Source organism: Phenylobacterium sp. LjRoot97, assembly GCF_964254345.1.
In the GTDB taxonomy this organism is placed as follows: Bacteria; Pseudomonadota; Alphaproteobacteria; order Caulobacterales; family Caulobacteraceae; genus Phenylobacterium.
In genome coordinates, this window is record NZ_CAXUTH020000001.1 from 4,003,864 (window position 1) to 4,015,677 (window position 11,814).

Here is an 11,814-nt window from a genome sequence, read left to right on the forward strand (position 1 = left end):
AATTAGTCCTTTCGGAGCTCCGTATACCCGTTTTCCGTGAGAATGGCGTCCAGCCTTTGGTCGTGCGGCTCCATGACCAGCGCTTCGACCTCCTGGCCGGCATAGGCCAGGCCGAGCACGAACACCGGGCCGGTCGCTCGCAGCGCTGCAAGCGTGCGGTCGTAGTGCCCGCCGCCCTGCCCCAGCCGGCCGCCCGCCTTGTCGAAGGCCAGCAGCGGGCAGATCACCAGGCCGGGCGTGACCTGCGGCGCGCTGGCCGGCGGCGTCGGCACCCCGAAGGCGTCGATCTGCGGCTCGTCGCCGTGGCGCCAGGCGCGGAAGATCAGCGGCGCGTCGGCGGCGAGCGTCACCGGCAGCGCCAGCCGGCCGCCGGCCTTGACCAGGCGCGCAGCAAGGGGGGCGGGGTCGAGCTCCGATCCGACGGCGTGATAGCTGGCGAACCATTCGAAGGCCGGCAGCGCATCGAGCGGCAGGGCCGCCGCGGCGGCCTGGGCGGCGTCCGGCCGCGCCGCGTCGAGCGCCCGACGGCGCTTGCGAAGCACGCTGCGAAGTTTCATTTTGTCAGGCGGAAGGTTCACCGCGCGAGCTTAGCGCGAAGGGTGGCGGCGCCGCGAGAGCCGTGAAGGACGGTTTTATCCCCTCGGACCTGGTTAACCAGGTGGGCTCCATATACCCGGCCCCACGGGACCGGACAGGGACAGATCCCTTCGAAGAAATTAAGGTCTCTGGGATAGATTGCCTTCGACGAGAGCCACAGCATGACCCGCCGTAGACCAAGGTAGGGCCGCAGGGGCCGAGGTACAAGCGGGGGCTTGTTCTCCCGCCCCGCGTAAGTCAGCCCTGCGCGAGCTTCTCGATGCGCTTGGCGGCGTTTTCCAGCGCCCCGACGGCGCGGGTCTCGACCCGGGCCTGATCGGACTGGAAGCGGGCCAGTTCGGCCTGTACCACCGAGAGGCGGCCGCGCAGGTCGGAGAGTTCGTCGGCCAGCAGCAGCGCGCCCATCAGGAACAGCCGCGTCTCGCCGAGCTGGCCCATCTCCTCGGACACCTGGCGCACCTGGCGGTCGAACAGCCGGGCCAGCTCCAGCAGGTGATGTTCCTGGCCGTCCTCGCAGCCGACCGCATAGGGCCGACCGTTCACCGTGATGTTGACCTGAGCCATGGGCCTTTACGCCTCCTCGGTCTCTTGCGCGACCGGCTCCCCGGACAGCGCCGCCTTGATCTCGGCGATGGCGCGACCCAGGGCCGCAGAGGCCTCCGCGCCGGCCTCCTCGAGCTCCTTCTCGCGCACCTTGGCTTTTTCAAGCTCGGCCGCCAGCCGGACGCCGTCCTGGTCGAACAGCCCGCCCCCGCCCTGTCCGGCCGAGCCGGCAAGGCGTTGCTCAAGTTGAGAGATCGCCCGATCCAGCCGTTTCACAGCCTGATCGAGAGGGCTTTCACCCGCCGGCTCCCGCATATTCACGCGCTCCGAAAGTGTGTTCGTTGATCTATAGACTGCGTCGGCCTTGCGCCGAAAGCCGGACTGTGGCGTGACCTTTCCTTGACCCTGCAAGCCTCGCGTGCGAGGGGCGCGCGCAAATTCCCGCACCATTTCCCCGCCAGACTCACCGGAACAGATAATGCCCGCACCGCTGCAATCCATGGCCGACGCCATTCGCGTGCTCTCGATGGACGCCGTCGAGCAGGCGGCCTCGGGACACCCCGGCATGCCGATGGGCATGGCCGACGTCGCCACGGTGCTGTGGACCAAGTTCCTGAAGTTCGACGCCAGCGCCCCGGACTGGGCCGACCGCGACCGCTTCGTGCTGTCGGCCGGCCACGGCTCGATGCTGCTCTACTCGCTGCTGCACCTGACCGGCTTCAAGGCGATGACGCTGGAGCAGATCAAGAACTTCCGCCAGTGGGGCTCCAACACCGCCGGCCACCCCGAGTACGGCCACACGCCGGGCGTCGAGACCACCACCGGCCCGCTGGGCCAGGGCCTGGCCACGAGCGTCGGCATGGCGATGGCCGAGCGTCACCTGGCCGCGCGCTTCGGCGCCGACCTGGTCGACCACCGCACCTGGGTGATCTGCGGCGACGGCTGCCTGATGGAAGGCGTCAGCCACGAGGCGATCAGCCTGGCCGGCCGCCTGAAGCTGAACAAGCTGACCGTGCTGTGGGACGACAACGACGTGACCATCGACGGCGCGGTGTCGCTGGCCGAGAGCGGCGATCAGGTCGCCCGCTTCAAGGCCGCCGGCTGGGCGGTGAAGGCGATCGACGGCCATGACGTCGGCCAGATCCGCCGCGCGCTCGCCTGGGCCACCAAGCAGGACCGCCCGTCGCTGATCGCGTGCAAGACCAAGATCGGCAAGGGCGCGGCGACCATGGAAGGTCACCACAAGACCCACGGCGCGGCCCTGGGCGCCACCGAGATCGCCGCCACCCGCGCCAAGATGGGCTGGTCGGCCGAGCCGTTCGCGGTGCCGGACGAGGTCGTGAAGCCCTGGCGTTCGGCCGGCCGCCGCGGCGCCAAGGACCGCAAGGCCTGGCAGGCGCGCCTGGCCGCCTCGCCGCACGCCGGCGTCTTCACCCGCGCCATCAAGGGCGAGCTGCCGGCTGACGCCTTCGAGCGCCTGGACGCCCACATCGCCGAGGCCGCCGCCGCCAAGCCGGCCGCCGCCACCCGCCAGCATTCGGGCTCGGCGCTCGACGCGCTGTTCCCGGCGATCCCGGAAATGGTCGGCGGCTCGGCCGACCTGACCGGCTCGAACAACACCTTCGTCAAGAACACCCAGATCTTCGACACCCCGGACTATTCGGGCCGCTACGTGAACTACGGCGTGCGCGAGTTCGGCATGGCCGCGGCGATGAACGGCATGGCCCTGCACGGCGGCGTCATCCCCTACGGCGGGGCGTTCATGGTGTTCTCGGACTACAGCCGCCCGGCGATCCGCCTGGGCGCGCTGATGGGCGTGCGGGTGGTCCACGTGATGACCCACGACTCCATCGGCGTCGGCGAGGACGGCCCGACCCACCAGCCGGTCGAGCACCTGGCCAGCATGCGCGCCATGCCCAACCTCAACGTCTTCCGCCCGGCCGACGCCGTCGAGACCGCCGAGTGCTGGAAGATCGCGCTGCAGTCGCAGAAGACCCCGGCGTTCATGGCCCTGTCGCGCCAGAAGGTCCCGGCCGTGCGCGACAGCGCCCCGGAAAACCTCTCGGCCAAGGGCGCCTATGAGCTGAAGGCCGCCAGCGGCGAAGCCCAGGTGACGATCTTCGCCTCGGGCACCGAGGTCTCGATCGCCGTCGCGGCCCGCGACCTGCTGGAAGCCGACGGCGTCGCCACCCGCGTCGTCTCGACGCCCTGCTGGGAGCTGTTCGACGCCCAACCGGAAGCCTATCGGCAGGCGACCATCGGCAAGGCGCCGGTACGCGTCGCCGTCGAAGCCGCGGCCAGCTTCGGCTGGGAGCGCTTCATCGGTGAAAACGGCGCCTTCGTCGGCATGCACGGCTGGGGCGCCAGCGCCCCCGCCGACCGGCTGTACAAGGAATTCGGCATCACCGCCGAGGCCGTCGCCGCCGCCGCGAAGGCCAAGCTCGGCTAAGCCGGGCTAGGATCGTCTATCGTCAGCCGCGGAAGCCTATCGGCAGGTTTTCGCGGCTGACCTCCACATACCTGCCAGGATGGCCCGCATGCGTCTCGGAACCCCGCTCTCGCCGTCGGCCGTCAGGGTCATGCTGCTGGGCTCGGGCGAGCTCGGCAAGGAGGTCGCCATCGAGCTGCAGCGGCTCGGCTGCGAGGTCATCGCCGTCGACCGCTACGCCGGCGCCCCGGCCCATCAGGTCGCGCACCGCAGCCACGTCATCGCCATGACCGATCCGGTCGCCCTGCGCGCCCTGGTGCTGGCCGAGTGCCCGCACCTGATCGTCCCCGAGATCGAGGCCATCGCCACCGACGAGTTGGTCAAGCTCGAGGCCGAGGGCGTGGCCACCGTCATCCCGACCGCCCGCGCCGCCCAGCTGACCATGAACCGCGAGGGCATCCGCCGGCTGGCGGCCGAGACGCTCGGCCTGGCCACCTCGCCCTACGCCTTCGCCTCGTCCGAGGCCGAGCTGGCGGACGGGGCGGCGAAGGTCGCCGGGTTCCCCTGCTTCGTGAAACCGGTGATGTCGTCGTCCGGCAAGGGCCAGTCCTATGTCGAGGGCCCCGAGGGCATCGCCGCCGCCTGGCGCTACGCCCTGGAAGGCGGCCGGGTCGAGCAGCCCCGCGTGATCGTCGAGGGCAAGATCGAGTTCGACTTCGAGATCACCCTGCTGACGGTCCGCTCGGTCGGCGCCGACGGGGCGATCGAGACCAGCTTCTGCGCCCCGATCGGCCACCGCCAGGTCAAGGGCGACTATGTCGAGAGCTGGCAGCCGCAGGCGATGAGCCCGGCCGCGCTGCAGAGCGCCCAGGACATCGCCGCCAGGGTCACCGGCGAGCTGGGCGGCCTGGGCATCTTCGGGGTCGAGCTGTTCGTGCGCGGCGACGAGGTCTGGTTCTCGGAGGTCAGTCCGCGGCCGCACGACACCGGCCTGGTCACGCTGGCCACCCAGTACCTGAGCGAATTCGCCCTGCACGCCCGCGCCATCCTCGGCCTGCCGACCGACGTCGCCCAGCGCGAGCCGGGCGCCAGCGCGGTGATCTATGGCGGCATGGAAGCCCAGGGCATCGCATTCGACGGCGTCGCCGAGGCCCTGCGCACGCCCGGCGCGGACCTGCGCCTGTTCGGCAAGCCCGAGAGCTTCGAGCGCCGCCGCATGGGCGTGGCCCTGGCCCGCGGCGCCGACGTCGACCAGGCGCGCGAGCGCGCCCGCACGGCGGCGGCGCTGGTCAAGCCGGTGAAACCGACGCCCTGACGTTTGCGACGCTGCATTCTGCAGCTAGCCTCCTGCCACAATCGGGAGGGAAACATATGCGCAAGCTCACGGTCGCCGCCGCCGCGACCCTCGCTCTTGGCCTGGGCGTCCAGGCCACCGCGGTCAACGCCGCCGCCGCGCCGCTGATCGAACGGACCAAGTTCTTCGGCAATCCGGTCCGCACCGCCGGGCGCATCAGCCCCGACGGCAAGTGGCTGGCCTTCATCGCCCCGCGCGACGGCGTGCTGAACATCTGGGTCGCCCCGGTCGCCGATCCGGCGAATGCCCGGCCGCTGACCGCCGAAACCCAGCGCCCGATCCGCGCCTACTACTGGGCGCCGGACTCCCGGCAGATCCTGTTCATCAACGACAAGGGCGGGGACGAGAACTTCCTGCTCTACGGCGTCGACGTCGCCAGCGGCGCGCAGCGCACCCTGACCCCGTTCGAGAAGACCCGCGTCGAGGTCTTGAACGTCAGCCGCCAGATCAAGGACCGCATTCTGATCGGCCTGAACAACCGCGACCCGCGCTGGCACGACGTCTACAGCCTCGACCTCGCCAGCGGAAAGCTGACCCTGGTCTATCAGAACGACGGCTTCGGCGGCTTCGAGATCGACGAGCAGCTGAAGATCCGCGGCGGCTCCAAGCCGCGGCCCGACGGCGGCACCGACATCTACGCCTTCGAGGACGGCAAGCCCTCCGCCACGCCCACCGAGAGCATCGGCTTCGAGGATTCCGAGAGCACCGGCCCGATCGGCTTCAGCAACGACGGAACGGTCGCCTACTGGCGCGAGAGCCGCGAGCGCGACACCTCGGCCATCGTCGCCCGCGACCTGAAGAGCGGCGCGCGCACGGTCATCGCCCAGAGCCCCAAGGCCGACGTCGAAGGCCTGATGGCCAGCCCGCTGACCGGCAAGGTCGACGCCTATTCGGTCAACTACCTGACCAACGAGTGGACCGCGCTCGACCCGGCGCTGAGCGCCGACTTCAGCTTCCTGAAGGCCAACCTGAAGGGCGAGCTGACCGTCACCTCGCGCACGGACGACGACCAGCTGTGGACCGTCGCCGTCGATCCGGTGACCGCGCCGGCGGCGCTCTATCTCTACGACCGCAAGGCCAAGTCGCTGACCAAGCTCTACGTGACCCGTCCGGAGCTGGAAGGGGCGACCCTGGCGGCCATGCATCCGGTCGAGATCAAGGCGCGCGACGGCCTGGTGCAGCCGTCCTACCTGACGCTGCCGGCGGGCTCGGACAGCGACGGCGACGGCAAGCCGGACGCCCCCGTGCCGATGGTGCTGCTGGTGCACGGCGGGCCGTGGGCGCGCGACGTCTATGGCTACAACGGCCTGCACCAGTGGCTGGCCAATCGCGGCTATGCGGTGCTGTCGGTCAATTATCGCGCCTCGACCGGCTTCGGGAAAAAGTTCGTCAACGCCGGCAACCTCGAATGGGGCGCCAAGATGCACGACGACCTGCTCGACGCGGTCGACTGGGCGGTGAAGGGCGGCGTCACCACCAAGGACAAGGTGGCGATCATGGGCGGCTCGTACGGCGGCTACGCCACGCTGGCGGGCCTGGCGTTCACGCCGGACGTCTTCGCCTGCGGCGTCGATATCGTCGGCCCGTCGAACCTCAACACTCTGCTGGCCTCGGTCCCGGCCTACTGGGAGGCCGGCCGCCGGCAGATGTACCTGCGGATGGGCGATCCCGGCACGCCCGAGGGCGCGGCCCTGCTGAAGGAACGCTCGCCGCTGAGCAAGGCCGACCAGATCAGGAAGCCGCTGCTGATCGGCCAGGGGGCCAACGACCCGCGGGTGAACCAGGCCGAGAGCGACCAGATCGTCAAAGCCCTGGAGGCCAAGAACATCCCGGTCACCTATGTGCTGTTCCCGGACGAAGGCCACGGCTTCGCCCGGCCCGAGAACAGCATCGCCTTCTATGCGGTGTCCGAGCACTTCCTCGAACGCTGCCTGGGCGGACGGGTCGAGCCGTTCGGCGCCGCGCTCGACAAGAGCTCGATGACCGTGCCGAACGGGGCGCAGTTCGCGCCCGGGCTGGAGACGGCGCTGGCGGCCAAGCCGGCCGCCAAGCCCTAGCCGCGTTCCGGGTCAGGCGGGGCCGCCTGACCCGGACGCTGTCACGTTCTAGCCGCCCGGCGACGGCTTCAGGGCCGTCTCGGCGATATGCCACTTGCGCTGCTCGCCGCTGGAGCCGGGGACGTTGTTGACCCGCCGCAGGTTCACATCGCCCTTCATGTTGACCGGCGCGCCGGTCTTCAGCTGGCCGTAGATCACCACCGGCACGCTGACGAACAGCGAGCCGGCGCCGCCCTCGATGTCGCCGGGGGCGCCGATCTGGGCGTTGTAGCTCGCGTACTTGTCGAAGCTGGCCGTGAAGGCCTGCTGGGTCATGCCGCTGGCCTTGCCGCCGTCGCTCCAGAGCTTCCAGGCGTCGGCGTACTTCTTCTCGCCGATCAGGGCGTAGTAGGTCTGCACGACATTGGCCGCGCCCTGGGCGCTGTCGGGCGTGAACGGACCTTCCGAGATCGGGGTCCTGTCGTCGGGCAGGCCGCCGGGGCTGCCGGGCGGCGGCGGGGCGACCGGAGCCGCCGCGGGTTCGGGAGCCTTGCAGTTCACGCCCGGCGCGCTGGCGATGTCCTCGCCGGCCGCCAGCGGGCTGAGCTGGGCCTGGGTCATGCCTTTGGTCCACCATTGGACGCCGTCGCCGGTATAGCGCGCGCCGCTGGCCGAAATGGCGATCTTCAGGGTGCGGCTCCTGCCGTCGATCTCGACGACCGCGGTGTCGGTGTCCGGATAGCTGGCCCGCACGGTGCGACCGTCGTCGCAGGCATAGGTGATCACCGGCGCGGCCGGGGCGGCCGCCTTGGCCGGCGCCTGGGCCTGTTCGGCCGGCTTGCTGCAGGCCGCCAGTCCGAGGCCCGCCATCACCGCCGCCGCGGCCAGATGCTGAAGATTCGCCACTCCGAAGTTCCCTCTATTGTTCGGCTTCGCCATAGCGTGCGACCGGGCTTCGCGTTCCCTGACAGACGTTTGACAACGATAACGGCAACACGATGTAGCTAGACTTGACCGCCGCGGGCTTGACTCCCGCCCCCCCGACCTCAAGAAACCGCCCCAAATCAATTGGCTCAGGAGTTTTCGATGACCGTTCGCGTCGCCATCAATGGGTTCGGCCGTATCGGCAGGCTGGTCCTGCGTTCGATCGTCGAGCATGGCCGCAAGGACATCGAGGTCGTCGCGATCAACGACCTGGGCCCGGTCGAGACCAACGCCCACCTGCTGCGCTACGACAGCGTCCATGGCCGCTTCCCCGGCACGGTGACCGTCAACGGCGACACCATCGACGTCGGCTTCGGCCCGATCAAGGTCACCGCGATCCGCGATCCGAAGGACCTGCCGCACAAGGATCTGGGCGTCGACATCGCGCTCGAGTGCACCGGCCTGTTCACCACCAAGGAAAAGGCTTCGGCCCACCTGGAAGCCGGCGCCAAGCGCGTGATCGTCTCGGCTCCGTGCGACAACGCCGACAAGACCATCGTCTACGGCGTCAACCACCAGACCCTGACCAAGGACGACCTGGTCATCTCGAACGCCTCGTGCACCACCAACTGCCTGGCGCCGGTCGCCAAGGTCCTGCACGAGCTGGCCGGCATCGAGCGCGGCTACATGACCACCATCCACTCCTACACCGGCGACCAGCCGACGCTGGACACCATGCACAAGGACCTCTACCGCGCCCGCGCCGCGGCGATGTCCATGATCCCGACCTCGACCGGCGCCGCCAAGGCCCTGGGCCTGGTGATCCCGGAACTGCAAGGCAAGCTGGACGGTTCGTCGATCCGCGTGCCGACCCCGAACGTCTCGGTCGTGGACCTGACCTGGGTCGCCGGCCGCAAGATCACCAAGGAAGAGATCAACGAGGCGCTGACCGCCGCGGCCAACGGCCCGCTGAAGGGCGTGCTGGCCGTGACCAATGAGCCGCTGGTGTCGATCGACTTCAACCATGAAGCCGCTTCGTCGACGGCCGCCCTGGCCCAGACCCAGGTGATCGACGGCACCCTCGGCCGCGTGCTGTCGTGGTACGACAACGAGTGGGGCTTCTCGACCCGCATGAGCGACACCGCCATCGCGCTCGCGAAGCTGATCTAAGACCCTAGCGACGGGCGCCATCCACCGGGTGGCGCCCGTTTCGCATTTCGAACCTGTCGCACCCCAGGCGCGCCCGCCGGGGCGAGCGGAGATATTTTGATGGCCTTCAAGACTCTCGACGACGCCGACCTGGCCGGCAAACGCGCCCTGGTTCGCGTGGACATCAACGTCCCCATGGCCGAGGGCAAGGTCACCGACGACACCCGCCTGCGGGCCATCCTGCCGACCATCGCCAAGCTGCGCGCCGGCGGCGCCAAGGTCATCCTGCTGGCCCATTTTGACCGGCCCAAGGGCAAGGTCGTTCCCGAAATGAGCCTGAAGCCGCTGGCCCAGCCGCTGGCCGACCTGCTGGACGCCCCGGTGGCGTTCGCGGCCGACTGCATCGGCGAGGCCGCCAAGGCCGCGGTCGACGGACTGAAGAACGGCGACGTGCTGCTGCTGGAGAACGTCCGCTTCCACGCCGGCGAGGAAAAGAACGATCCGGAGTTCGCCAAGGCGCTGGCCGCCAACGGCGACCTCTATGTCAATGACGCCTTCTCGGCCGCGCACCGCGCCCACGCCTCGACCGAAGGCCTGGCGCGCCTGCTGCCGGCCTATGCCGGCGAGCAGATGCGCCGCGAGCTGGACGCCCTGGAGGCCGCGCTCGGCGCGCCCAAGCGCCCGGTGCTGGGCATCGTCGGCGGCTCGAAGGTCTCGACCAAGCTCGACCTGCTGAACAACCTGGTGACCAAGCTGGACCGCCTGTCGATCGGCGGCGGCATGGCCAACACTTTCCTGGCCGCACAAGGGATCGACGTCGGCGCCTCGCTCTGCGAGCACGACCTGGCCGACACCGCCCGCGAGATCATGGCGAACGCGCAGAAGGCCGGCTGCGAGCTGCTGCTGCCGATCGACGTGGTGACCGCGCAGGAAGTTAAGCCGGGCGTCCCGTCCCATGTGCGCGAGCTGTCGGACATCCAGGCGGGCGACCGCATCCTGGACGCCGGCCCCAAGACCCTGGCCAAGCTGATCGCGGCCATGGACGCGTCGGCGACCCTGATCTGGAACGGCCCGCTGGGCGTGTTCGAGGTGCCGCCCTTCGACGTCGCCACCATGGCGGCGGCCAAGCATGCGGCGGATCTGGCCAAGAGCGGCAAGCTGGTGGCCGTGGCCGGCGGCGGTGATACAGTCGCGGCTCTCAACGCGGCGGGCCGCGCCGACGATTTCACGTTCGTCTCGACGGCGGGCGGCGCGTTTCTTGAATGGATGGAAGGCAAGGAGCTGCCCGGAGTGGCGGCCCTGACCAATTAAACTTTAGAACTACGGAGGGCAGGGCATGGCCCGGGTTACTTTGAGACAGCTTCTGGATCACGCGGCCGAGCACGGCTACGGGGTCCCGGCGTTCAATATCAACAACATGGAACAGGCGCTCGCGATCATGGAGGCCGCCGAGGCCACCGACTCGCCGGTGATCATGCAGGCCTCGCGCGGGGCCCGCTCCTACGCCAACGACATCGTGCTGAAGCACCTGATCGACGCGATGGCGGAAATGTATCCGCACATCCCGATCTGCATGCACCAGGACCACGGCAACAACGAAGCCACCTGCGCCACGGCGATCCAGTACGGCTTCACCTCGGTGATGATGGACGGTTCGCTGAAGGCCGACGGCAAGACCCCGGCCGACTACGACTACAACGTCACCGTCACCAAGAACGTGGTCGACATGGCCCACTGGGTCGGCGCCTCGGTCGAGGGCGAGCTGGGCGTGCTGGGTTCGCTGGAAACCGGCATGGGCGAGAAGGAAGACGGCCACGGCTTCGAGGGCAAGCTGGGCCATGACCAGCTGCTGACCGATCCCGACCAGGCGGTCGAGTTCGTGAAGGCCACGCAGGTCGACGCCCTGGCCATCGCCATGGGCACCAGCCACGGCGCCTACAAGTTCACCCGCAAGCCGGACGGCGACGTCCTGGCGATGAACGTGATCGAAGAGATCCACCGCCGCCTGCCCAACACCCACCTGGTGATGCACGGCTCGTCGTCGGTGCCGCAGGACCTGCAGGACATCATCAACCAGTACGGCGGCGAGATGCCCCAGACCTGGGGCGTGCCGGTCGAAGAGATCCAGCGCGGCATCAAGCACGGCGTGCGCAAGATCAACATCGACACCGACAACCGGATGGCGATCACCGGCGCGATCCGCAAGCTGTTCGCCGAGAAGCCGGGCGAGTTCGACCCGCGCAGCTATCTGAAGCCGGCCAAGGAAGCCATGCGCAAGGTCTGCGTCCAGCGCTTCGAAGAGTTCGGCACCGCCGGCCACGCCAGCTCGATCAAGCCGATCCCGCTGTCGGACATGGCCAAGCGCTACGCCTCGGGCGAACTGGCCCCGAAGATCGGCGTCAGCCGCCAGGCGGCCGAATAGGCCGACCGGCATAGACGACCCGCAGAGCCGCCGCCTCGCCCGAGGCGGCGGCTTTTGCATGTCCGGGAACCTTGCACGCCCGCCGCCGATTGCAGGAGCATGCGCCGGATTTGGACCCTGATCGCCCTGATGGCCGCCCTGGCGACGCTCGCCGCGATCGGCGGCTGGGCGCTCTACGCCAGTTCGCGCCTCGGCTATGGCTGGGAGGGCCTGGGCCAGGTGCTGATCTTCGTGATCGCCGGCCTCATCGCCGTCGGCGGGCTGACCGGCGGGCTGATGTGGCTGGCGTTCTATTCGGCCCGCCACGGCTATGACGAGCCCTACGACGTCAACAAGCCGCGCGGCGGGCGACGCGACTAGG

The 11,814-nt window shown here is 69.3% G+C and carries 11 protein-coding genes and 1 other RNA gene; 7 read left to right on the top strand and 5 right to left on the bottom strand.

Annotation, left to right across the window (positions count from 1 at the left end; translation table 11 throughout):
• Nucleotides 1-2: 2 nt before the first annotated feature.
• The 4 genes from ACSQ2H_RS19875 to ACSQ2H_RS19890 form a co-directional block, all read right to left on the bottom strand.
• Nucleotides 3-557, bottom strand: coding sequence for a 5-formyltetrahydrofolate cyclo-ligase (locus tag ACSQ2H_RS19875; protein ID WP_436063098.1), 555 nt, complete (start codon nucleotides 555-557; stop codon nucleotides 3-5).
• A gap of 44 nt (nucleotides 558-601) precedes the next feature.
• A non-coding RNA gene (gene ssrS, locus ACSQ2H_RS19880) (6S RNA) lies at nucleotides 602-763 on the bottom strand.
• Nucleotides 764-834: 71 nt separating this feature from the next.
• Nucleotides 835-1,161 (bottom strand): cell division protein ZapA, encoded by a 327-nt coding sequence (locus ACSQ2H_RS19885; protein WP_436063099.1) that lies wholly within the window; start codon nucleotides 1,159-1,161, stop codon nucleotides 835-837.
• A 6-nt stretch (nucleotides 1,162-1,167) separates the two neighbouring features.
• Entirely contained in the window at nucleotides 1,168-1,653 is a 486-nt protein-coding gene (locus ACSQ2H_RS19890) for a DUF4164 family protein (protein WP_436063100.1), read from the bottom strand.
• Here ACSQ2H_RS19890 and tkt point away from each other — a divergent pair.
• The 3 genes from tkt to ACSQ2H_RS19905 all read left to right on the top strand — a co-directional run bounded on the left by tkt (nucleotide 1,619) and on the right by ACSQ2H_RS19905 (nucleotide 6,979).
• Entirely contained in the window at nucleotides 1,619-3,589 is a 1,971-nt protein-coding gene (gene tkt, locus ACSQ2H_RS19895) for a transketolase (RefSeq protein ID WP_436063101.1), read from the top strand. The genes ACSQ2H_RS19890 and tkt overlap by 35 nt on opposite strands.
• Nucleotides 3,590-3,677: 88 nt before the next feature.
• Nucleotides 3,678-4,883 carry a formate-dependent phosphoribosylglycinamide formyltransferase gene (purT, locus tag ACSQ2H_RS19900; RefSeq protein WP_436063102.1) on the top strand — a complete coding sequence of 402 codons (1,206 nt, stop codon included), beginning with the start codon at nucleotides 3,678-3,680 and terminating at the stop codon, nucleotides 4,881-4,883.
• Between the two features lie 56 nt (nucleotides 4,884-4,939).
• Complete coding sequence (locus ACSQ2H_RS19905; protein ID WP_436063103.1) at nucleotides 4,940-6,979, top strand: S9 family peptidase; 2,040 nt, start codon at nucleotides 4,940-4,942, stop codon at nucleotides 6,977-6,979.
• 48 nt (nucleotides 6,980-7,027) lie between these two features.
• Here ACSQ2H_RS19905 and ACSQ2H_RS19910 read toward each other — a convergent pair whose 3' ends face one another.
• Nucleotides 7,028-7,864, bottom strand: coding sequence for an MliC family protein (locus tag ACSQ2H_RS19910; RefSeq protein WP_436063104.1), 837 nt, complete (start codon nucleotides 7,862-7,864; stop codon nucleotides 7,028-7,030).
• A 180-nt stretch (nucleotides 7,865-8,044) separates the two neighbouring features.
• Here ACSQ2H_RS19910 and gap point away from each other — a divergent pair, with 180 nt between their 5' ends.
• The 4 genes from gap to ACSQ2H_RS19930 all read left to right on the top strand — a co-directional run bounded on the left by gap (nucleotide 8,045) and on the right by ACSQ2H_RS19930 (nucleotide 11,813).
• Nucleotides 8,045-9,052 (top strand): type I glyceraldehyde-3-phosphate dehydrogenase, encoded by a 1,008-nt coding sequence (gene gap, locus ACSQ2H_RS19915; RefSeq protein WP_436063105.1) that lies wholly within the window; start codon nucleotides 8,045-8,047, stop codon nucleotides 9,050-9,052.
• Nucleotides 9,053-9,151: 99 nt separating this feature from the next.
• On the top strand, nucleotides 9,152-10,342 hold the full coding sequence (locus ACSQ2H_RS19920) for a phosphoglycerate kinase (protein ID WP_436063106.1): 1,191 nt from the start codon (nucleotides 9,152-9,154) through the stop codon (nucleotides 10,340-10,342).
• A gap of 25 nt (nucleotides 10,343-10,367) precedes the next feature.
• The gene (gene fba, locus ACSQ2H_RS19925; protein ID WP_436063107.1) at nucleotides 10,368-11,453 is read left to right on the top strand and encodes a class II fructose-bisphosphate aldolase; all 1,086 of its coding nucleotides are present in this window, start codon (nucleotides 10,368-10,370) and stop codon (nucleotides 11,451-11,453) included.
• 99 nt (nucleotides 11,454-11,552) lie between these two features.
• A complete protein-coding gene (locus ACSQ2H_RS19930; protein ID WP_436063108.1) occupies nucleotides 11,553-11,813 on the top strand; it encodes a hypothetical protein in 261 nt (86 codons plus the stop codon).
• The last annotated feature ends 1 nt before the right edge of the window (nucleotide 11,814 follow it).

Coding starts and splice junctions, on each gene's coding strand:
- purT (WP_436063102.1), top strand. CDS start 3,678: ATGCGTCTCGGAACCCCGCTCTCGCCGTCGGCCGTCAGGGTCATGCTG.
- ACSQ2H_RS19920 (WP_436063106.1), top strand. CDS start 9,152: ATGGCCTTCAAGACTCTCGACGACGCCGACCTGGCCGGCAAACGCGCC.
- ACSQ2H_RS19875 (WP_436063098.1), bottom strand. CDS start 557: ATGAAACTTCGCAGCGTGCTTCGCAAGCGCCGTCGGGCGCTCGACGCG.
- ACSQ2H_RS19890 (WP_436063100.1), bottom strand. CDS start 1,653: ATGGCGTCGGCCATGGATTGCAGCGGTGCGGGCATTATCTGTTCCGGT.
- ACSQ2H_RS19930 (WP_436063108.1), top strand. CDS start 11,553: ATGCGCCGGATTTGGACCCTGATCGCCCTGATGGCCGCCCTGGCGACG.
- tkt (WP_436063101.1), top strand. CDS start 1,619: ATGCCCGCACCGCTGCAATCCATGGCCGACGCCATTCGCGTGCTCTCG.
- fba (WP_436063107.1), top strand. CDS start 10,368: ATGGCCCGGGTTACTTTGAGACAGCTTCTGGATCACGCGGCCGAGCAC.
- ACSQ2H_RS19885 (WP_436063099.1), bottom strand. CDS start 1,161: ATGGCTCAGGTCAACATCACGGTGAACGGTCGGCCCTATGCGGTCGGC.
- gap (WP_436063105.1), top strand. CDS start 8,045: ATGACCGTTCGCGTCGCCATCAATGGGTTCGGCCGTATCGGCAGGCTG.
- ACSQ2H_RS19905 (WP_436063103.1), top strand. CDS start 4,940: ATGCGCAAGCTCACGGTCGCCGCCGCCGCGACCCTCGCTCTTGGCCTG.